The sequence below is a fragment of the Bacteroides sp. FSHCM14E1 genome (genome assembly GCF_019633785.1).
Classification (GTDB): domain Bacteria; phylum Bacteroidota; class Bacteroidia; order Bacteroidales; family Bacteroidaceae; genus Bacteroides; species Bacteroides hominis.
The window spans coordinates 39,876-61,292 of record NZ_JADKYL010000011.1 but is presented as its reverse complement, the minus strand read 5'-3'; the positions used below and the strand labels follow the sequence as shown (position 1 = coordinate 61,292).

The following is a 21,417-nucleotide window of genomic DNA, read 5'->3' as shown; positions in this document are numbered from 1 at the left end:
GGAAAAAAGGAAGAAAAAGGCACTCGGTATCCCTCCGAGTGCCGCCACTAAATCCAAAGTATGAGTGTAATCCGGTATCGAAGAACAATTCATTACTCTGAACAAGTGGCAAAGTTAATACTATTTCTTCCGTCCTGAAAATTTCTTGCCCTTTTTAGCCTCCGGGAACACGAACGTCGTGTTATATTCCCCGTCAAAGGCGACGACGGCATCGAAGCTCTTGCCCTGTTTGCTCTTGAAGCCTTTGAGCAGCTGGGTATGCCCTTCGGTGAGCAGGTCTTTGATTTCATCGTCGGACAGGGTGCGTCCCGCTTTCAGCCGGAACACGGGAAGCCCGCACTCCGTGTTGTCGCAGCGTACCACCTTGCCGTAGAACCGCATCCTGCCCGTGCCGCACTTGGGACACGCGCAACCGGAATCGCGGCTGCCGAAGAGTTTGTCGCATGAGAGCAGTTCGGAGGTAATCTCCCGCGTGTACGCCTCTATCTTTTTGCGGAAGGTATCGGCGGACAGCTCCCCACGCTCGATGCGTGCCAGTTCCTTCTCCCATTCGCCTGTCATGGCGACATCGGCGATGCGCATCGTCTTCACCACGGAATTGAGTGCAAGCCCCTTTTCGGTGGGGACAAGCAATTTCTTGCAGCGTTCCATGTAACCGCGCTTGAAGAGCGTTTCGATGATGGAGGCGCGTGTGGCGGGAGTACCGATGCCGCAGTCCTTCATCGCCTGCCGCAGTGCGTCATCCTCGATTTCCTTGCCCGCCGTTTCCATTGCGGACAGCAGGGTGGCTTCGGTATGTAGCGGCTTGGGCTTAGTCTTCCCTTCTGTGATGGAAGAGGCTTTCAGTGTCAGCGTGTCGCCTTCCTGCCAGCCGGGAATGGTGGTTTCCTCCTTGTTTTCCTCGCCATAGACAGCACGCCATCCGGCTTGCCTGATGACGCTGCCTTTCACGGTAAACTCCACTCCGGCACATTCCGCCATGACAGCGGTCACGTCCTTGACGCATTTTTCAGAGAATGCCTCGACCATGCGCCCGGCAATCATCTGATAGATGGTATTGTCCTCTTTGGAGAGGAAGAGCGGTTTCTCACCCGTGACGAGTAGGGCATGGTGGTCTGTCACCTTGCCGCCGTCTACGCTGCGGCGTGTCGGGATGGCTTTTGCCCGCACCTTGTCTTTCCATTCGTGCTGTGTGCCGATGAAAGCGAGCAGTTTGGGAATTTCGGCAAACACGTCTTCGGGGATGTAGCGGCTACCCGTTCTCGGATAGGTTATCAGCTTCTTCTCGTAGAGCTTCTGCGCGATTTCAAGCGTCTGCTCCGCCGTGAAGCCGTGCTTGGCGTTGGCTTCTTTCTGAAGCGTGGTCAGGTCGTACAGCAACGGGGTATCCTCCGTTTTCTCCTTGCGCTCGGCTTTCGTTACCGTTGCGAAGCCTGCCGCCTTTACCTTATTATATAGCTCCGTTGCCGGTTCTTTCGACTTCCATTTTTCAGAGGATGAGAATTTCACGACCTTGCCGTCGCAACCGTCCGTTGCGATATGGAGTTGCCAGAAGGCTTCGGGCGTGAAGCGGCGGTTCTCCCAGTAGCGTTCACATACCATAGCCAACGTTGGTGTCTGCACCCGCCCCACGGAGTATGTGCCGTGTCCGGCGGCGATGGAGAGAGCCTGCGTGCCGTTGATGCCCACGAGCCAGTCGGATTCGCTTCGCGCTTTGGCGGCGAGGTATAGGTTGTCATACTTGCCGCCGTCTTCGAGGTTGCGCAATCCCTCGCGGATAGCCTTGTCGGTGAGCGAGCTTATCCACAGGCGCACGAAAGGAGTGGTACTGCCCGTGTAGTGGTAGAGGTAGCGGAAGATAAGTTCACCCTCGCGTCCGGCATCGGTTGCCACGATGATTTGGTCGCTGGTGCCGAACAGCCTTTTGATTGTTTTTATCTGCGACACCACGCCGCTATCGGGCTTGTAGCCTTTCTCCGTCCTGACCTGACGGGGGACGAGCGTGAAGGTGTCGGGGATAATCGGGAGGTTGTCACGGACGAAACCGCGCACGCCGTAGCCATCGGGCATGGCGAGCTGGACAAGGTGTCCGAATGCCCATGTCACGGCATAGCCGCCTCCCTCGAAATATCCTTCCTCTCTCTTTGTCGCGCCCACGATGCGGGCGATTTCACGTGCCACGGAGGGCTTTTCTGCAATGATTGTCTTCATGTCTTCTTCTTTTTTGTTGATACTTTGGATTTTATTTTGGATTCAGTGGCGGACATCGGTCTATACTTTCATGCCCTTGCCCGTTTTCTTCTGCGGCTTGTCCTGCTGCTGTTGCTGGCGGGCGTCCTTCGGAGTGGTCTGACCTTTCTGCAAAGGCTCTTTCAGGTTCTTTGTCGCCTCGTTGGTCTTGCCCTCGTTGTTCACCGCCACCTGCGTGCGGCTCTCGTTGGACGGGGCGACCTGCTGCCCGATGTCGGGATTTGTTTCGTAGCGGTACGGGCGACCCTTCTCCGGGTTGAACTTGATATACATCGTGGCATGGAAGCCCTGCTTGTCGGTCACGTTCTCCAGTTTCACGGCTTTGCCCGCCACATAGTCGGCTTTCTGCTGTTCGGTGAAGTTCACGTCGCTCCATTTGCTGATGGGGCGGATGCTGCCGTCCTCGTTCGTCCACGTGTTGCGGCGTTGCTCCTTCTTGGTCTGTGTGGCATTTTCCCCGCCTTGCGCCTGACTTTTCGACGTGTCGCCTTTGGTTTCCTGCGTCTGTACGGTACGGGGCGACCTTCCGGTTCCCGGCACGAACTCCACGCCGCGCTGCTCCACGTTCACTTGCAGAGTGGTGACGAACTTCCTGCCGTCGTTGCGCTCGATGAGCTTGTCGCGCACGGGCAGTCCGGCGCGGAGCATATCCTGCTCCTGCTTGGTGATTTCCGTCTTGCCGATGCGCTCCGGGATGCGTACCTTGCTCGCCGGAATGTCCGTGATCTCATTCGTCTTGCGGTCGATGCTGATGTAGGAGGGGATAATCTCGCCCGTTTCCTTCTCCACGATGTCCACGACCCTGCCGAGGTTGCCCGTCTCGCGCAGGTTCTTCCGGTCGTCGTCGGAGAATTTGTGTTCCTTGTATTCATCCAGTTTCTGCTCCTTGCGGATGAAGTGCGGCACGAGGCTGATGTTTCCCTCGCCGTCCTTCTTGAAGGAAAGGCGGGCGTCCAGCTCGAATGCTTCGCCGCCGAAGGTGGGCTTGACCTTCACCAAGTCGGACTTGCCGTAGTGGAGCATCTTCGTAAGGTCGCCGGACTTTTCAAGGTCGTCACGCTTCACGCCCCATCTGTCCTCCAGCTCCTGCCAGTTGATTTTGCTCTCGTCGATGGGCTGGTAGCCCCGTTTGCCCTGCGTCTGTTCGGGATCTTCCTGTTGTTCTTTTTGTTGCTCCATGTTTTCCTGTTTTTGAGGTTCTTGTTTTTCGGTTGCCAGTTCTTCCTGCACCTTTTTCTCGTAGTCGGAGGTGTCCACCTTGTGAGGGGCAAGCAGCTCCTTGTTCGCTTCGGGGTCTTTCAGCAGTTGCTTCATCACCTCCAAGAGATTTTCGGCTTGGTCTGCCGCGATGCGGTAAAAACCGAAGCGGCTGGGTTCCTTGCACTGCCGGAAGAAGTTCTTGAAGAAGTTGTCCAGCACGTCGCCGTGTCGGTCGAATTGCAGGAAACTCTGCGCGTTTTCCGCTTTCGCGGGGGTGCGCTTGGGTGTGCCGTCCGCGTTCAGCCCGGCAACCACGCTGATCTCGCCCGTCTTCTCGTCACGGACCACCAGCACGTCCTTTTCGTCTTTTTTCTTTGCCATCTGAAAAATGTTTTAATGGGTTATTTATGAAAGAAATTATGGATACGAGCCTTGTAGAAGGCTATATCTTCCTTTTTGAAGTCCTTGATATGGTTGGAAAGGAATGTCAGCACGTCCTCCTCGCTGTAATAGGTTTTCTTGCCCAGTGTCTTGTAGGGCAATGCGCCGACACTGCGGTAGCGTTGCAGGGTGCGCTTGCTTATCTGAAGCAGCATGCACAAGTCCTGATTGTCGAAAAGGCGGATGCTTTCCGTGATAGTAGGCTGTTTCCCCTCAGCCTTCATCGCCAGCAGCAGTTCGTCCTGACGGTCGAGCCGTTCCATCAACTTCTGCATCCAGCCTTCGAAGTTGTTTCGTGTGAGCAGTTCCATGACCTATGTCCTCCTTCCTTTGGGGTTGCCGCCCGTGCGCAACGTGTGGTTGCGTTTCAGTTCCTGCGGTGTCGCCGCGTCCTCGTTGACGGTACTCTCATCAAGCAGGCGGTCGATTTCCGACTGCCGGTAGCGGCATTTGCCGCGAAGCACGACATAGCCGATGCGTTGCTCGCTGCGCATACGCTGGAGGGTGCGGGTACTCACGTTAAGCAGGTGCGCCGCCTCGCGTGTGGTGAGCAACCTGTCGGGCGATGCCGCTCTCTTGTCACCGGAGACGGCACGGACGTGTGCCGCAATCTCCGCTATCTGTTCCGTCAATGACCGGAAGACGGAACTTTCCATTGTTATCACTTTCATATTCAGTCCTTTCTTTTTGTATCTGCGGCAAAATTCGGCAATAAACAAAAGGGGCTTTAACAACTCACTACGTGACTCACGTAAGATTTTTACGGAAGATGGCTCCGTAACCCGGTCAAACGGCGCAACAGGCAGCCTTTCAGTGGAAAACGGCACGTGTCCGGGAGTGTATCGTTACCTTTGCGGGCAAACCGATAATTGCATGAATATGGAAATAGTATCAATTGAGAAAAAGACTTTCGAGATGATGGTGGCGACATTCGGCGCACTCTCGGAGAAGGTCGCCGCACTGAGGCGCAAAAGCGACACGGGGCGCATGGAAAGATGGCTCACGGGCGAGGAGGTCTGCGGGCAGTTGAGAATAAGCCCGCGCACGTTGCAGACGTTGCGCGACAAGCGGCTTATCGGCTACTCGCAGATAAACCGCAGGTTCTATTACAAGCCGGAAGAAGTTAGGAGGCTGATTCCGCTTATCGGTACGCTCTATCCCGGCGGCAGGTAATCTTATTATTCACCCACTGAATCCAAAGTTATGATGAACGAGAACAACGATGTTTTTACACTGGAGGACGAGCCGCTTGCCACCGTGGTGCAGAATATGCGCAAAGGCTCTAAATGGCTCTCTGCATTTTTGGAAAACTACCGTCCACCGCTGGACGGGGAACGTTACCTGACGGACAGGGAGGTGGCGGAGTTGCTCCGTGTGAGCCGCCGTACCTTGCAGGAATACCGTAACAACAGAGTGTTGCCCTTTATCCTTTTAGGCGGGAAGGTGCTTTACCCCGAATCGGGATTGCGTGAACTGCTGGAGGCGAATTACCGCAAACCGATGGAGTAATGTCCTGACATTCCGGAATAAAATGCGTACCTTTGTGGTTAAAACGAATACCATTATGCTTCGGAGTGAATTTGCAAAATTGTTAGAATCCACAATAATTCCTGAAGGAATTGAGCAAGAGGACATAAAATCCCGAATCTATCCTATAAGTGCAGCATTGATGTCAATGTTGCCACAAAAACTGTATAGATATAGGAGTTGTTCAACATTAAACCTTGATGCTTTTGACAAGGATCTGGTTTATGCTGTTACTGCTGATAAGTTTAATGACCCCTATGACACTCTTGTTTATTATAGTTTGGATAATATTCAAGAGCAAATGAGAGCTTGTTGTACAGAAGAATTTCTTGAACAATTCAAACAGATACTTGAAACTAAAGATTTCGAATTTCCTCCAAGTGTAATCCAATTTTTCGGAAGAAACAATTTGACAGGTTTAAAAAAACAGGTAATATCGTGTAACGGCATAAATCCATTGACATTAGCTCTTTTTAGTGTTGTAATGGAAAACATATTGAAAGAAATCCTATTAAAAATGGGGGATACATTAAAGGTCGTATCTACAATAGCATGTTTAAGTGAAAGCATAGATTCTGTTATAATGTGGAGTCACTATGCCCAAAATCATGAAGGGTTTGCATTGGAATATGATTTAAGGTTCTTATTAGAACAAGGAGAAATGAATTGTTGTATCTTGCCTGTTATATATGATAATAACCGCTTTGATGCAAATAGTTTTATTCAATGGTATATAGCAAAGAGCTTGGGGCTGGATGTTAAAAATATAGATTCACTATCGCATTTGAAAATGGCTATTCACAAATCCACACAGTGGGAATATGAAAATGAATGGCGTATTATTCATTCAGAGAAACAACCTGCCGCACATTCTCGTGCAACAAGCCTGAAAATTGTTCCTAAAGCAATCTATTATGGAGAGAGAATTTCAAACATCCACAAGAAAACTTTGCATTATATAGCACAAGAAAAAGGAATTGCGGAATATGATATGTACATTGATTGTGGCTCGTTAAAGTATGAGATGTTATATAAGCCATCTCAATTTTGATACCTCATATTCTTTAGCACATAATTTGTATATTCAAAATTGACTATTTTAAAGTTAAAACGGACAGCTTGATGGTTGTCCGTTTTTAATTGATTTTCATCGTCTTTTCAGCAGTAACCGCCTTTTCCGCTATGTACGAATAACATGTAGGCGGTATGCTTGTCTTTTGCAAGTGCCTTGTCCATCAGCCAGCGGCGGAAAAGATGGGCATGGTATGTGCTCAGCCGAAAGGTGACGGGGATGATTATCTCAAGCGAGTAAACATCCGCATACAGACCGTTTTCAAGTTGGATGTAGCGGCATGCCTCGTAGTCGTTCAGCACGTCCGTTTTGAGGATGGCTTTGATGGCGGCGTTCACTGCCGGGACACCCGTGTGGAACAGTCTGGCGATTTCTCCGGCGGTCATCCATACATCGTTACCGGTTACGCTGACCGCCTTGTCCTCAATGATGATTATGTCACGTTTCATGGCTTCTCTGTTTTAGATGGTACGACCTGCAAATTCTTCGATTTGGTTCAATCTCGCGGCAAGGTTCTCCATGTCTTGATTGAGCTTCTCTTTGGTTATTTTCGCGTATATCTGCGTTGTCTTTATGCTTTTGTGTCCCAGCATGGAACTGACCGTTTCGATGGGTACGCCGTTGGAGAGGAACACCGTCGTGGCGGCCGTGTGGCGGCTTTGATGCCATGTAATATGCTTGGTGATACCGCAACGCTTGGCGACGGCACGGATTCCGGCAAGGCACGTGTTATAGTGGGGTACGGGGAATATCCTGCCGTCCCCACACAGCCCACGGTATTTGTCGATGATGCGCTTCGCTATGTCGAGCATACGGATGTTGGACACCACACCCGTCTTCTGGCGGTTGATGTTTATCCACTCGTGTTCGTCAAAGTAGGTGCGGATATTCTCTTCCGTCAGGTTGCGCATATCGGCGAACGACAAGCCCGTGAAGGCGCAGAACAGGTATAAATCACGATACAGTTCTTGCTTCGCATTCTTCAGCTTACCTTCCATCAGCAGGCGGATTTCATCTTTCGTCAGAAAGCTGCGGGTCGTTTCCTCCTTCTTGATTTCATACTCGCGGAACGGGTCGCGCGTGAGCCACTCATTGTTGATGGCGATGAACACCATCGTCCGAAGCGGGCAGACATACAGCCACACGGTGTTGGTGCAGCAGTGTTTGTCCGTGCGCAGGAACATTTCAAAATCGGAAATGAAAGCGGGGGTAAGCTCTTTCAGGGCGATGTCCTTCACGTGGTAGCGGATGGTGAGGAACTCTTGCAGGTGCTTGTAAACGATCTTGTATTTGTCAAACGTGCCTTTGGCTTTCATGCCTGCCTCCACCTGCTTGGCATAGTCCTCGTTGTGTTGCCGGAACACCTGCAATAGCGTGTGGTAGCGGTGTTCCAGTCCAAGAAAGGCGTTTTTCACCTTTTCCGCAGTGACGAAGTTGTCACGCTCCATGATTTCCTGATAGTGCTTGTTGATGCGTACGCGCATCTTGTCGAGCATACGGTTCGTTTCGAGTGCAGCCGTGCTTCTGCCCGTGACACGTCCTCCTTTGGTGTCCCACAGCTTAGGATCGACGGTCAGTTTGCAGCTGAACTGTGTTTGGCTGCCGTCCACCGTGATACGTCCCATGACGGGTACTGTCCCGTCCTTTTTCACTACCTGACGTTTGAGGTAGTAGATAACTGAAAATGTACTCTTCATCGTCCTTAATTTTTTTAGGTTCAAAATTAGTCGGTGAAGAATCCTTCGTCGGTACGCAAAACACGGAGGAACGACGCAATCTTTTTCCGTAACTGGATTTGTCGCGTGAGTTGTTAGTAACTCACTATATCACAACGCCTTGTTTTGCCATTCGTGCCAATTTCGTCACCTATATGGTGTGGTTACGAACAAGTAACGTTGCGACGTCTTGACTTGGCTTCGGCAAGGATTGTGGTGGCGTTGGAGATAATCGGCTGCTTAAATGAAACCTCTGTAAATCAATTCTATTACTTCATTCTTCTGTATTCCACTTTTTTGTAGTATCTTTGTGCAACAAAAATACGAAAAATAATAGAAATGACAAACGTATACCGGGGGATTAGTGCCCCCGGGAGTAAGAGTAAGGCAGATCCGTCTTCAGGGTGCCACGGCGGAGATCGGGCACACTATCCATGGATAATACCAGTTCTCCTCCGGAAGTAAGTTCACAGTGAGTCAGGAAATTACGGGTAAACTCGCTGCCATTGAGCAAGGCTTTGCCGATATAGCAGTTTGCGGGACTGTTTCCCTCTGCCTTCACAATGAAATTTTTTCCATGGGGCAAGTGTAGCGTCAGTTTAGGGAAAAGCGGACTCCCCATCGCATATTCCGGCACACCGGGACAAACAGGATAGAATCCCATGGCCGAGAAGACATACCAGGCAGAAGTCTGTCCGTTATCCTCATCACCACAGTAGCCTTTGCTGCCGGAGTTATAGAGTTTCCCCATCACTTCGCGAACATGTTGCTGGGTCTTCCAGGGCCTGCCGATATAATCGTATAAATAAATGGCATGTTGCACCGGCTGGTTGCCATGTGCATATTGTCCCATATCGAGGGCTACCATCTCGGCTATCTCGTGGATAACAAAACCATAGGTGCCGTAATTGTAGGTGTTGGGAGCTGTAAACATGGAATCGAGGCGGGTTGCCATCGATGCGTGCCCTCCCATCAGTTGCGACAGCCCTTCGGGATCGTGAAGAACGCTCCAGGTCCAGTGCCAGGAACTTCCTTCTGTGAAGGGACCTCCCCATTCTGTTGCATCAAAGCGGTCCCTCCACCGCCCTTGGGCATCTTTCACCCACATAAAGCCATGTTCGGGATAATAAAGATTCCGGTAATTCAAGGACTTGCGATAATAACTGTCGGCAATCTCCTTCTTCCCGATGGAAGCGGCAAAGCGCGCTACACACCAGTCGGCATACGCATATTCAAGGGTTTTAGCGGTAGCCTCATGCACTTCGGGATAAGGAACATAACCTAAACGATCATAATATTCAAATCCGTCACGGCCCACCGAACTGATCTCCGGATGCACGGCCCCGGTCTGATGGATCATCGCTTCAAGAGCTTTCTCCGGATTAATGGTACGAATCCCTTTTGCCCAGGCGTCTGTCAACAAAGAGATGGAGTTATTGCCAATCATACATCCACGGTGGCCGGGACTTGCCCACTCGGGCATAAAACCACTTTCATCGTAAGCATTGAGAATGGACTGGGTAACCCTTTCGGAAACCTCCGGATATAATAAGGTGAACAAGGGATGGACTGCACGGAACGTATCCCAAAAGCCATTGTCTGTATACATGTAGCCATCGTGTATTTTTCCGTTATAAGGACTGTAATAAACCGGTTTCCCCTGAGCATCGAACTCATAGAACTCACGGGGGAAGAGCAATGTCCGGTAAAGACAGGAATAGAAGGTGCGTAGCTGCTCTTCACTGCCGCCTTCCGCTTCAATTCGTCCCAGATAGCTGTTCCACTGTTTTCGTGCTTCTTCCTTCACCTGGGCAAGGCTCTTTCCTCCCACTTCCCGGCTGAAGTTGATAAGTGCCTGTGAGGGACTTATAAAAGAAGATGCCGTACGGACGGTCAGCCTTTCCCCCGCCGGAACGTTAAACTTGAGGTAAGCACAGGTATAATCACCCTCTACCGTCTGTTGGTGATGCATCAGCGTATCCCCGTCGTATACTCCTTCTTCTGTAATGGGATGGCTGAACTCTATCCGGAAATAGTTGGCAAAATTATCGGGTACTCCGCCATTATGATTACGTGCCACACCGGTTACACACCGATTCTCCTTGTCAATCGCCAGAGCACTTCCACCATCATAAGCATCTACCACAATATATTGGGCGGACTTCTCCGGGAAAGAAACTTCAAATACCGCTCCGCGCGAAGTCGCGGAAAGTTCCGTCCGGGTACCATCCGCAAACGTGACACCATAACTATAAGGAGTCGCTTTCTCCTGAGTGTGCGAGAAAGGCACGGCCCGTTCGTTATGATTCAGCTTCAGTTCGCCGGACAACGGCATGATAGAGAAAGTTCCGTAATCGTTTATCCACGGACTGGGTTGGTGGGTCTGGCGGAATCCCCGTATCAGGCTGTCGGTGTACATATACATCCAGCCACTTCGATTCTCCCCGGTTTGCGGACTCCAGAAATTCATTCCCCAGGGAACTGCTACGGCAGGATAGGTGTTCCCATGCGAAAAGGCATAAGTAGACTCTGTCCCCATCAGGGGATTTACATAATCGACAGGGCTGAAAGGTACTTTTTGTTGTGTACACGAAGCCAGCAAAAGGGCTGCACTAACGATAAGGGTAATCGAAATATTCTTCCTCATAGCTCAGAAATTGAATTTTAAACAGGGTAAAGGCTTATTTACCCTTTGCATTTAATTTATGCTGCGAAGCTAATGAGGAAGGGTTAGAAGGAGGGTTAATTCCCGGTTAACCCTCCGGAGAAAAGTCATTAACCGGGATTATTTTCTTCTTACAACCTGCAAATTGGATTGCCGTGCATAACCGATCCGGAAGTTCAGGGGCTTGGGATCACCCAACTGATAAGCATCTCGCAACTCCGGCTGAGAATATTGCGAGAAAGCTGAAATGGGTTTATAAAAGGTACCGTACAAAGTAACCGTCCACATCTCCGGATCGAAACAGGACAACGGGATGGAAGAGTCGTCTTGTATTACGGCAGATGATTTCCTGAGAATCGTTTCACGTATACGGGAAAAAGAAGGCTCATGCATCAGGTACGAAGCCGACTTGACGAATGTTGCGGTAGCCTCCGTATCAAAACGGTCCATAAATGCCTGTAAAGGCTTATTGGCTTGCAACCCCTCGTTACTGATATCGGTACAGAAATAATAAAGAGTCTGTAACCGGGAAGTGCCCGGACGGAAAAAACAAACTTCCATTCCCGTACAATCTCCATTCCGGATGGTATCTCCTTTCCCGACTTCAATAAGATCCCCGGCTTCTGATAACCGGACCTCCTTAATACTGACTATCTTCCTGTTTCCCCTGGCCATCAATAACGAATAGATGGGAACTACCCCGTCAATGGTATCATTGGCCAACTCTTTGTCCATATCATTAAAAAAACTCAGGTTGAGTACATCCGACACAGCGTTTTGATACAAACGGTAGGTTTCGGCAGAAGGGTGTTTCACCTTCGGCGCACTACCGGCGGGTTCCAACCCGATCAGCACATAAGTATCCATTTCTGGAAAGAATGCATTGGCAAACAGAAAATCAGGCCCCCCAAATGGATAGAACAGTGTATGGCAACGGGCGTTGATATCTTCCAGTTCCGTCTGTGAGAAAGCTACCACGCGGGGAGCCGTCTGCTGAAAAACGTTCCATATCTGATCCATGTAACGGGCATGGTTCTTCCATTCTTTCGTCTGGGTCAGGGCATAAAGCTTCCCGCTTTCTTTATCAACCGGCAAGCCGGCAAGCACACAAGACGCGTCATTCAAGACTTTATCGGGAATCAACTTCACTGAGTCATTGGACGCAATAGCCGTTCTGGAAGTTTTTTTACCTGTATTGCCGGAAGGAGCCGTTCCTTGGCAACAAGTAAGCAAACACCCCAACATAAAAGAGAGCAATCCGATTCTTACACAATTAGTTAGTTTAGTTTTCATTTCATTCTTAATAATCCTTTTCGTTTGCCAGATTCCAGACATTAAGGAAAGAGGCTTTAGATATTTCAACCACTTTATCCCAATTCAGGCGGTCGGCATGATCGGAAGGTTGATGGTAATCGGGATGTCCATCCGTATGATACCAGATGATGGGAATACCGACTTTGGCAAACGATCCGTTGTCACTTCCTCCCACCGGTTTGTCCCAAGGACGATAATTGGGTTCCAACTGTAAACCGTACTTTTTAATGTCTTCCTTCAACCAGCGGCCGAAAGAAGGATTGGCCTCGGTATAGAAATAAACCACATGCTTAGGCTGTTGGGGATTATTGTTACGACCAATCATATCAAAATTCAGATATCCTTTTATCTGCTTGATGAACGGACACTCCTGCACAAAGTATTTCGATCCGAGGAGCCCCTTCTCCTCTCCGTCCCAAAAGGCAAAGATCACATTCCGTTCCGGCTGCTGACCACTTGCCACAAAAGCCTTGGCTATTTGCAGTACGGCCGATACTCCGGAAGCGTTATCATCGGCACCATTGTAAATCTGGTCGCCGTCCAGGGCAGGATCAATACCCAAATGGTCAAAATGCGCACCGACAATCACATACTCATCCGTCTTCTTTCCGGGAATCATACCCAATACATTATTCATTGACAGTTTCTGATGTACCACTTGTTTCAGTTTGGCTATCGAGTCCGGATGCACTTCCAGACGTCCCTTCTGCTGGCGTTCCTTGCGATAAGCATCGAACGGCTGATAGTAGCTTTCACCCAACGGGCGGACTCCCATCTCTTTCAGTAGGGAAACGATGTACCGGGCAGCCACACGCGAACCGTGGAATCCGGCTTCACGTCCCTGTAATTCATCATCGGCCAAAAAGCCGATATAAGCCTCGGCAGCCTGACGGTTAATACTTTTCAGCCCCTTTTCGACCGGGGTCTGGGCACACAAAGTAGTGGCGACACACCACATAAAGACAGTAATCAGGTGTTTTCTTTTCATGATCGGGATGTTTCTGTTTTAGTTCATTTAGCACATTGCAAGGACAAATATACGGAATAATACAAATTAATAAGTACCTTTGCGAAAATTTGATTCGTAATTATGTGGATACTTATAGTTGGTCTGGTGTTGCTCGCCATCGTGGCAATGATTGCTGGGTATATCCGCAACAAAAGGCTGCAAAAGAAAATAGATAACGGGGAACTGGACAGCTTCCCGGAAGTAAAGGAAGTCGACGTAGAGTGTTGCGGACAGCATGAAGTTTGTGAACGGGACAGTTTGCTGGCTGCCGTCAGTAAGCAAATAGAGTATTACGACGACGAAGAACTGGATACATTTATCGGCAGGGCCCCCGAAGAATATACACCGGAAGAGGCTGATAAATTCCGTGATGTCTTTTATACCATGCAAGACACCGATGTAGCCGGATGGGTACGCAGCCTGCAACTGAGAGGAATCAGCCTTCCCGATGAAATAAAAGATGAAGTCTTTCTGGTAGTAGGCGAACGGAGGATACATCCTTAACCCGCCCGTCTGCCTCACGTTCCTAACAGCTGAACCGTATGGATTTACTACAATATACCTTTTTTCAACACGCTCTCCTGGGAAGTCTTCTGGCAAGTATTGCCTGTGGCATTATCGGTACGTATATCGTCACTCGCCGCCTGGTATTTATCAGCGGAGGTATCACCCATGCCTCATTCGGCGGCATTGGACTGGGACTGTATACCGGCCTCTCTCCCATTCTTTCGGCAGCCGTCTTTTCCGTCATATCAGCTTTCGGAGTAGAGTGGCTCAGCAAACGAAAAGACATGCGTGAAGATTCGGCCATTGCCATGTTCTGGACACTGGGTATGGCATTGGGAATCATGTTCAGTTTTCTGTCCCCGGGTTTCGCTCCCGATCTTTCGGCCTACCTGTTTGGCAATATCCTCACCATTACACAGACCGACTTGCTGATGCTGGGTATTCTTGCCATCCTGCTAATCCTGTTCTTCACCTTGTTCATCCACCCGATTATATACATCGCTTTCGACCGTGAGTTTGCCCGTTCACAAGGAATCCCGGTAGTAGTATTGGAATATATCCTGATGATGTTCATCGCCCTTACCATCGTTTCCTGTCTGCGCATGGTGGGGATTGTACTGGCTATTTCGTTGCTGACCATCCCACAGATGACGGCCAATCTGTTTACCAACAAGTTTAAACGCATCATCTGGCTGTCGATTGCCATCGGTTACCTGAGTTGCCTGGGAGGTCTGCTGATCTCTTACCGCCTGAATGTGCCTTCGGGAGCATCCATCATTTTCTTCTCTATTCTTATCTACATTGCATGTAAAATAGGAAAGAGCCTTTTCAGAAAGAAACAATAAAAACAACATATAAGTATGGAAATCAAGATTCAATCACTGGAACAGATTCACGAAGCTGCCCGCGAGTTCATCTCTGCCATGGGCGATAACACAGTCTTTGCACTCTATGGAAAGATGGGGGCAGGTAAAACGACTTTCGTCAAGGCACTTTGCGAAGAGCTTGGGGTGTCGGATGTTATCACTTCCCCAACTTTTGCCATTGTTAACGAATACCGTTCGGACGAAGGCGGAGAGCTGATTTATCACTTCGACTTCTACCGGATCAAAAAGTTGAGCGAAGTATATGACATGGGGTATGAAGATTACTTCTACAGTGGTGCACTTTGTTTCATCGAATGGCCGGAACTGGTAGAAGAACTGTTGCCGGGAGACGCCGTAAAGGTTACCATCGAGGAACTTGAGGATGGAACAAGAAAAATAGTGATTAACGACTAATCATCCGAGCAATGGCCCCTCAATATTTTGTTCAGGGAATATTTGCCATCGCAGGGCTTACCGCCCTGCTGGCATCTATACTCAACTGGAACTGGTTTTTCACTGCCCAAAATGCACAACTGATTGTACGGAATGTAGGCAGAAAACGCGCCCGGCTGTTTTACGGACTGCTGGGAATCATCATGATAGGTATGGCTGTCTTCTTCTTCCTCAATACGCAACCTGTATCAGAGTAACTGACGGGATTTCATTTCCAGATATTTGTTGATCACATCAATTGACAATTTATCAGGAGTTGTAAGCAGCGAATAAATGCCATGCTGCTTCAAAGTAGACACAATCAGTCGTTTCTCAAACGCAAACTTCTCTGCGATAACATGTTGGTAATATCCTTCGGTTGTCTCCGGTTTCCCGGCAATATATTCTTTCAGGTCGGCATCCTCAAAGAATACGACCAACACTCTGTGTTGTCTGGCCAGTTGTTGCAGGTAAACCAGTTGCCGGTTCAGGCTGGTCATGTTACTGAAATTGGTATAGAGCATCAGAAAGCTGCGTTTATTCACATGCTTCCCTAAATGCACACAAAGGGCGGAAAAATCCGTTTCACCAAACGTTGTTTCCTGTTTATAGAGATTCTCAAGAAGAGTCTGCATTTGTCCGACTTGCTTGGAAGCAGGGACGAACGTATCAAAATGCTCGTTGAACGTCACCAACCCGGCTTTATCGTCTTTTCGCATGGCTACGTACGAAAGCACCAAAGAGGCGTTGATGGCATAGTCCAGCAGCGTCATACCACGAAAAGCCTGCTGCATCACACGCCCTTTATCAATCACGCTGTATATCTGCTGACTGCGCTCGTCCTGATAAACATTGACCATCAACTGATGGCGGCGTGCACTGGCCTTCCAGTTTATAGTACGGTAATCATCTCCTTTTACGTATTCTTTGATCTGTTCGAATTCCGTCTGATGTCCTGCCCGACGAATACGCTTGATGCCTAATTCGGTCAGATTATCACTTATCGCCAGCAATTCATATTGATGAAGCATCAGGTAAGAGGGGTATACTTTGACGGTTTCGGACTTACCACACGTAAACCTTCGGGATATTAATCCGATCCGGGTGATTGAGAAGACACGAATAGATCCGAAACCGTATTCTCCCCTATGGGTCGGACGTAGTTGATATGTCACTGTCTTCCCTTCGTTAGGCTGAAGAGACAGTTCAAAATGAACGTCTCTCTGTTGAAAAATGACGGGCACTTCATCGATCACTACCAGATTCACGGGATAGGGATAACGACTTTCGATACGTAAACTGACATCATTATCATCTCCGTTAGAGAAACGCCCGGCGCATTGACGGAAGGCCCGGATACCGTTGGTACGATACAACAGATACCCGTCGAAGGCCAGGGCGAGCAATAGCGCAACCAACCCTAACTGCCCGATGATGAACATAGAGCTGAACAGATATCCGCCACCTAACAACAGGATGACGACAAGGACGAATATGTAAAAACGTTTGGTCAGGAACATAATTATTTAGGTACTTCCACTTTATCAATCAAGCGCTGGGTTACCTTGACTGGCGAATATCCTTCCATTTCGGCTTCTGCCGTCAGAATCAGGCGATGCTGCAAAACGTAGGGAGCCACAAACTTAATGTCTTCCGGAGTCACAAAATCACGCCCCTGCAAAAGTGCATAAGCTTTGGCAGACTGCAACATAGCTACTGAAGCACGGGGAGAGGCTCCCAAATAAACAGCTTTACTGGTACGGGTCTGTTGGGCAATCAAAGCAATGTACTGAAGCAGAGTCTGATCCACGAATACCTTTCCCATCAGCCGGCGAAGAGAAAGCAGCTCCTCACTGGTAATCACCGGCTTTATCTCCTCTAATTTCACCAATGCAGCATTGGTATGGTGGCGTTCCAGAATGCTGACTTCTTCTTCAAGCGACGGATAATCCATGGTAATCTTCATCAGGAAACGGTCAAGCTGGGCCTCGGGTAACTTATAGGTTCCTTCCTGCTCCACAGGATTCTGTGTAGCCAGAATGGTATAAAGTTCTCCCATCCGGTAAGTCGTTCCGTCAATGCTGGCTTGACGTTCTTCCATTACTTCAAAAAGGGCAGACTGGGTTTTGGCAGGAGCACGATTGATTTCATCCACTAATATAACATTAGCAAAGACAGGTCCCCGATGAAAATCAAATTCATTGGTTTTCATATTGAAGACGGTCGTACCCAGAACATCACTCGGCATCAGGTCGGGAGTAAACTGTACACGGCTGAAATCAGCATCTATCAGGCGCGCAGTAAGACGGGCAAGTAAGGTCTTGGCTACTCCCGGCACTCCTTCTATCAAAACGTGACCGTTAGCAAGAATAGCCGTCAACACCAGGTCGACAGTACGTTCCTGCCCCACAATAACGGAAGCAATCTGACTTTTCAGTTCCTGTATCTTCTCTGAAAAAAGAGTCAAATCGGTACGCGGAGCTTCTTCTCCATGCATATCATTCATGTTTTCTTCCATATTCTTTTTATTTATCAAATTCATATTTCTTTTCTTTCCAATTATTCTTCCTCCGCCAAAGGATCAAGATCGAGGCTTTTCTATCTCATTCATTCCATCAATCAGGTCTTTCATCAATGTCTCTCCGGCCTCCTGTTCCCCACGTACCACAGGACGAAGTTTACGGAAAAGATTCCGGACTTTCACCTCTTCATTTCCCGTCTTCCGCGCAATTCGGCTGCACAAGACATCATCATTACTGTCATCTTCTACATCCACCTGTATGTTCCGCCGCAAGCTCTCGGCAAAATAAGTGAACTTTTTACGTACAAGATCTGCATGATTCTTTTTTTGATAATAAAGTATGCCAATCAACTCCGTAAACTCAAGGTTACGGTTGGCCGGCTCACGAATCACCGGAATGGCCCTTTGCCTCCTACGGGCAGTAAACACCATGAACAGCACCAATACTGACATTGTCAGATAGAGTGCCCACTTCAGAGGACGTTGGGAAAGAAAGTAGCGGAAAGGAGATTCTTCAATCTGCGCACCGGCACCATAAGCCTCGGTACGAATTACGGGCAACCCTTTCAGATGTGAAAGCAAACGGAAAAGATAGGCTGCATTATCGCCATCGAGCATCCCATAGTTAGTGAACAGTAAAGGCGTGGTGACCAAGACAATCTCTCCCCTCCCGAACGGACGGCTGATAGCCACAGGCGGAAAGCAATCCGGTAAACTGTCATTGAACATCTGCATGGAATCGATCCGGCTCGTAGACAACGGCAGAGACAACGAATCATACTTCGTGAAATAAATACCGCATAAATGCGGATAAAAACGGAAAGTACGCTTATCATATACCGCCGAATCACCAATCCAGAACACACTGTCACGTTCCAACAGATCGGCTGCATATTCTTTTAACCGCCTCGGATTGAAATAAGCATACGAATTATTGAATCCCAATGTATCAGCCAGTAACGGACTAAAAGAGGAACTGGCTATCAATATCTTGTTCCCCCTACGGGCCAGATCGAGTAAAGCACTGACATCCGCCTTCACCAAATCCAGATGCTGGGTAACGACAAGAATACTTTTCCGGGGGCTGCTGTCAGCAGCAAACTGATAGAATGTCCTGCGCGAAAGTGAATATCCATCCGGAAGCGAAGACTTTAAAACATCATCAAATACAGCCCCTCCCAATGGCTGGTGATCATGTTGCCCGAAAGTCGGGTTCCAGACAAATTTCTTCGGCAGGTGATACTCAACCACAAACATGATCAGCAAAAAGAGAACTATCCCAATGATAAACCAGCGGCTACCTCTCATTCGATACCTCCTTTCCGTATCTCTGTTTGCAAGGACAACAATTCCTCAAACAATGGCTCGGATGCAGCAAAATTGCCATAACGCACCCTCAGGAAACCATTTGTCAAACGCCTGAAAGAGCTGCGAAGTGCTTCCTGTTTTACCTCATAAATATATTCTGTAGGAGTTTTATAGGGCTGCCAATCTATCCGCCCCTCATCACTCAATAGTTTCAAGGTTTGCAAATAAAGCAAACGAATGGATTCCCGGTAATCTTTACGTTCCATGGCACGCTTTATCTCAGAGTCAAAATCAACCCCGTAAATAGTATCTTCATGGACACTGTAGTTCACAGGCCCCCTGCGTGAACGCATAAAAAGCTCGGGACGTTTTTTATAAACAAACCAAAGAATCAACAACAAGATCAGAATGGCAATGACAACCAAAATAATACCGGAATACTCCTCCGCAAAACGACTTCCGAAAATGGCGCGCAGTAACTTAGAAAGCTGCATACTGAGCCAGCCGAAGACATCGATCTCAGGTGTTATCAGTTCCCGGTTGTAGTCATAAGCCGGATTGGACTGCCAAAAGGCAACTCTTACGGTATCACAGACCAGAGTATCAGCTTGCAAAGTCATCCAAAGAGTTTAATCAAAGTTGCTCAAATTTATCTATCTCGCTTTCTACCGAAATACTGTCTACCACTTCACTGGCATGCCCATATTGATATACTATACCAATTAAAGAAAATATCATAGAAAGATAGGCTCCAAAAGTTTGGATAATGGCCAGCAGATAGACCATAAAACTATATCCGGCGGAAATAGTTAACTCATTCTGTGTATCGCTCAACATAAAGAAGTATTTCACAATAGTAGCAATGTACCACGGAGTCGTAGTAACGCCCTGCAATACACTGGAGATCAATCCCATGACCAAGGAAACGCCAAAAACACCTCCCCATGTGGCAAACCCCAGACGGAAAGTTTTCTGGAAAGCAGCAAAGATGCCGATCTCCTCAAATAAGTAAATTGGAGTAAACAAGGCCAAAGGCACTGCACAGGCAATCAGCAGCGGAATAGTAAGCAAAAGCGTGAATGGAGAAGCTGCAACCAGAATCCCTATAACAATACTCACTGCTATAATCAGAACTATATAAAACAGTACCATAACCAGCAGACGTTTTATATTCCTGAACAGAAAAGGCTTCAGATCGGCAAAAGTCACACCCGCCAAACGTTCTTCACGCTGATTATAAATCTGCATCAATCCGTAAACAATGGAAGTCAGTAAAATAGATCCTACCAAATAACAAAGAAACATCAATCCGTAATTGACCCAAAATTGTGCACCTATCGCTTCCAGAGGATTGGCTCCGGTCTCTTTGGCAGCTGCAAAGCCCATTGTTCCCCCCATGATTCCATTCATGCTGATAGCCTGAATCAGACATAATGGCAGAATTAAATAGGTACTGAACTTCAACATCGGCTTCCAGTTCTCTTTTATAAAGTCCATGGTGGCATTGAGTTTGTCACCAAAAGGACGCTTCACATATAAAGCAATTTTAGGTTTTTGTGATTCCATGATTTTTTCTATTTGGTAAATAAATATAGTAATAGATGATAAATGCCAGTGATAAAAGAATAATGCTCAACCGTAGAAAGTCAGGCAATTCAGTATGGCGTGTGATAAAACCCTCAATGAATCCGGCCATAACAAAGACAGGAACCGTACCCACTATAATCTTTAGTCCTTTCTTGGCTCCACGCATAAAAGACTCTTTGCGGGAGTAAGTCCCGGGAAACAGCCATCCGTTTCCCAATGCCAATCCCGCGGCACCGGCTACGATAATAGCCCAGATTTCCAAAGTCCCATGCAGCCAGACAGCAAGCATCGATTCTCCCAACAGGCCATGCTCAAAAAAGAAGGTCTGAAAGGCCCCGAGCATTACTCCGTTATTAAAAAGTAACCATCCTGTCCCAAAACTGGTAAGCAACCCCATAGCAAAGACATTGAAAGAAACCATGATATTATTCAAAGTAATGCCCAAAAACATAGGAACTTCATCCGAACCGTTGTATACAGCCATCGGTTCACCACGCGCTATGTTATCGAGCGTCATATCCACATAACCATTCCCCAGAATCAGACGGACGAAGTTATCATCATTCGCTGCTGAAACAATACCCACCAATACACTGGCCAAAAAGATCAGGGCCGAAATCAACAGCTCTTTACGAGCATGGTACATCGTTTGTGGAACCTCTTGTGTCCAGAAAGTAAAAATACGGGTCCATTTCTCCTTCTTATTGCGATAAAGCACATTATGGAGGGCCGAAGCCAGGTTATTCAGATAAATAGTAATGCGGGAAGACGGATAATGAGTTTGCGCAAATGCCAGATCGGCAGTAAGTTCCGTATAAGCATCGGCAAGACGGTCGGGAGTCAGTTTATCTGCCTGCTCCACCACCTTCTCTGTCTCTTTCCATTTTTCAATGTTCCGACGTATAAACGTTACCTCTTTCATTTAACTCGTTGAATTCCGGATAAGTTTTGTCCGAAACCGGAAGCAAAAGTAAGAGAATTATGATATATTTGCAACCGAAAC

At 48.2% G+C, this 21,417-nt stretch carries 22 protein-coding genes; 7 read left to right on the top strand and 15 right to left on the bottom strand.

The features are described from left to right. Positions 1-120: 120 nt before the first annotated feature. Genes ISX59_RS15960 through ISX59_RS15945 form a run of 4 tightly spaced genes read right to left on the bottom strand, consistent with a single transcriptional unit; the run spans position 121 to position 4,562 of the window. Entirely contained in the window at positions 121-2,211 is a 2,091-nt protein-coding gene (locus ISX59_RS15960) for a type IA DNA topoisomerase (RefSeq protein WP_004371701.1), read from the bottom strand. A 60-nt stretch (positions 2,212-2,271) separates the two neighbouring features. Beyond that, positions 2,272-3,831: a DUF3945 domain-containing protein gene (locus ISX59_RS15955; protein ID WP_004371700.1), complete on the bottom strand. Its 1,560-nt coding sequence runs from the start codon at positions 3,829-3,831 to the stop codon at positions 2,272-2,274. 20 nt (positions 3,832-3,851) lie between these two features. After that, positions 3,852-4,202, bottom strand: coding sequence for a helix-turn-helix domain-containing protein (locus ISX59_RS15950; protein WP_004291454.1), 351 nt, complete (start codon positions 4,200-4,202; stop codon positions 3,852-3,854). Positions 4,203-4,205: 3 nt separating this feature from the next. After that, positions 4,206-4,562 (bottom strand): helix-turn-helix domain-containing protein, encoded by a 357-nt coding sequence (locus tag ISX59_RS15945; RefSeq protein ID WP_025072716.1) that lies wholly within the window; start codon positions 4,560-4,562, stop codon positions 4,206-4,208. A 202-nt stretch (positions 4,563-4,764) separates the two neighbouring features. Between ISX59_RS15945 and ISX59_RS15935 the strand changes: the two genes are divergently transcribed. Genes ISX59_RS15935 through ISX59_RS15925 form a run of 3 tightly spaced genes read left to right on the top strand, consistent with a single transcriptional unit; the run spans position 4,765 to position 6,469 of the window. Then, complete coding sequence (locus ISX59_RS15935) at positions 4,765-5,064, top strand: helix-turn-helix domain-containing protein (protein ID WP_095231473.1); 300 nt, start codon at positions 4,765-4,767, stop codon at positions 5,062-5,064. A 30-nt stretch (positions 5,065-5,094) separates the two neighbouring features. Further along, entirely contained in the window at positions 5,095-5,400 is a 306-nt protein-coding gene (locus tag ISX59_RS15930; protein WP_032538125.1) for a helix-turn-helix domain-containing protein, read from the top strand. Between the two features lie 55 nt (positions 5,401-5,455). After that, positions 5,456-6,469 carry a DUF2971 domain-containing protein gene (locus ISX59_RS15925; RefSeq protein ID WP_005809274.1) on the top strand — a complete coding sequence of 338 codons (1,014 nt, stop codon included), beginning with the start codon at positions 5,456-5,458 and terminating at the stop codon, positions 6,467-6,469. 107 nt (positions 6,470-6,576) lie between these two features. Here ISX59_RS15925 and ISX59_RS15920 read toward each other — a convergent pair whose 3' ends face one another. The 5 genes from ISX59_RS15920 to ISX59_RS15900 form a co-directional block, all read right to left on the bottom strand. Beyond that, positions 6,577-6,939: a hypothetical protein gene (locus ISX59_RS15920; protein WP_005809276.1), complete on the bottom strand. Its 363-nt coding sequence runs from the start codon at positions 6,937-6,939 to the stop codon at positions 6,577-6,579. Between the two features lie 12 nt (positions 6,940-6,951). Then, positions 6,952-8,187: a site-specific integrase gene (locus ISX59_RS15915; protein ID WP_032542969.1), complete on the bottom strand. Its 1,236-nt coding sequence runs from the start codon at positions 8,185-8,187 to the stop codon at positions 6,952-6,954. Between the two features lie 379 nt (positions 8,188-8,566). Then, on the bottom strand, positions 8,567-10,852 hold the full coding sequence (locus ISX59_RS15910; RefSeq protein WP_220576062.1) for a GH92 family glycosyl hydrolase: 2,286 nt from the start codon (positions 10,850-10,852) through the stop codon (positions 8,567-8,569). A 138-nt stretch (positions 10,853-10,990) separates the two neighbouring features. Continuing rightward, a complete protein-coding gene (locus tag ISX59_RS15905; protein ID WP_032536928.1) occupies positions 10,991-12,163 on the bottom strand; it encodes a hypothetical protein in 1,173 nt (390 codons plus the stop codon). Between the two features lie 7 nt (positions 12,164-12,170). Further along, positions 12,171-13,172 (bottom strand): M28 family metallopeptidase, encoded by a 1,002-nt coding sequence (locus ISX59_RS15900; protein WP_005775424.1) that lies wholly within the window; start codon positions 13,170-13,172, stop codon positions 12,171-12,173. A 102-nt stretch (positions 13,173-13,274) separates the two neighbouring features. Here ISX59_RS15900 and ISX59_RS15895 point away from each other — a divergent pair, with 102 nt between their 5' ends. Genes ISX59_RS15895 through ISX59_RS15880 form a run of 4 tightly spaced genes read left to right on the top strand, consistent with a single transcriptional unit; the run spans position 13,275 to position 15,216 of the window. Beyond that, positions 13,275-13,697, top strand: coding sequence for a hypothetical protein (locus ISX59_RS15895; protein ID WP_005775423.1), 423 nt, complete (start codon positions 13,275-13,277; stop codon positions 13,695-13,697). A gap of 38 nt (positions 13,698-13,735) precedes the next feature. Further along, positions 13,736-14,545 (top strand): metal ABC transporter permease, encoded by an 810-nt coding sequence (locus ISX59_RS15890; RefSeq protein ID WP_032542178.1) that lies wholly within the window; start codon positions 13,736-13,738, stop codon positions 14,543-14,545. A gap of 15 nt (positions 14,546-14,560) precedes the next feature. Then, positions 14,561-14,980, top strand: a complete 420-nt coding sequence (gene tsaE, locus ISX59_RS15885) for a tRNA (adenosine(37)-N6)-threonylcarbamoyltransferase complex ATPase subunit type 1 TsaE (RefSeq protein WP_005775421.1) — start codon at positions 14,561-14,563, stop codon at positions 14,978-14,980. 11 nt (positions 14,981-14,991) lie between these two features. Next, a complete protein-coding gene (locus ISX59_RS15880; protein ID WP_005775420.1) occupies positions 14,992-15,216 on the top strand; it encodes an immunity 17 family protein in 225 nt (74 codons plus the stop codon). Here the strand turns inward: ISX59_RS15880 and ISX59_RS15875 are convergent. The 6 genes from ISX59_RS15875 to ISX59_RS15850 form a co-directional block, all read right to left on the bottom strand. Next, positions 15,208-16,518, bottom strand: coding sequence for a DUF58 domain-containing protein (locus tag ISX59_RS15875; RefSeq protein WP_175636912.1), 1,311 nt, complete (start codon positions 16,516-16,518; stop codon positions 15,208-15,210). The two genes, ISX59_RS15880 and ISX59_RS15875, sit on opposite strands and share 9 nt — an antisense overlap. 2 nt (positions 16,519-16,520) lie before the next feature. Next, the gene (locus tag ISX59_RS15870; RefSeq protein WP_032529920.1) at positions 16,521-17,516 is read right to left on the bottom strand and encodes a MoxR family ATPase; all 996 of its coding nucleotides are present in this window, start codon (positions 17,514-17,516) and stop codon (positions 16,521-16,523) included. A 63-nt stretch (positions 17,517-17,579) separates the two neighbouring features. After that, the gene (locus ISX59_RS15865; RefSeq protein WP_220576061.1) at positions 17,580-18,827 is read right to left on the bottom strand and encodes a DUF4350 domain-containing protein; all 1,248 of its coding nucleotides are present in this window, start codon (positions 18,825-18,827) and stop codon (positions 17,580-17,582) included. Continuing rightward, the gene (locus tag ISX59_RS15860) at positions 18,824-19,447 is read right to left on the bottom strand and encodes a DUF4129 domain-containing protein (protein ID WP_005810531.1); all 624 of its coding nucleotides are present in this window, start codon (positions 19,445-19,447) and stop codon (positions 18,824-18,826) included. Before ISX59_RS15860 ends, ISX59_RS15865 begins: the two co-directional genes overlap by 4 nt. Positions 19,448-19,460: 13 nt before the next feature. Next, complete coding sequence (locus ISX59_RS15855; RefSeq protein WP_032539599.1) at positions 19,461-20,393, bottom strand: hypothetical protein; 933 nt, start codon at positions 20,391-20,393, stop codon at positions 19,461-19,463. After that, a complete protein-coding gene (locus ISX59_RS15850; protein WP_005810533.1) occupies positions 20,374-21,336 on the bottom strand; it encodes a stage II sporulation protein M in 963 nt (320 codons plus the stop codon). The genes ISX59_RS15855 and ISX59_RS15850 overlap by 20 nt, the downstream gene beginning before the upstream one ends. Between the last annotated feature and the right edge of the window lie 81 nt (positions 21,337-21,417).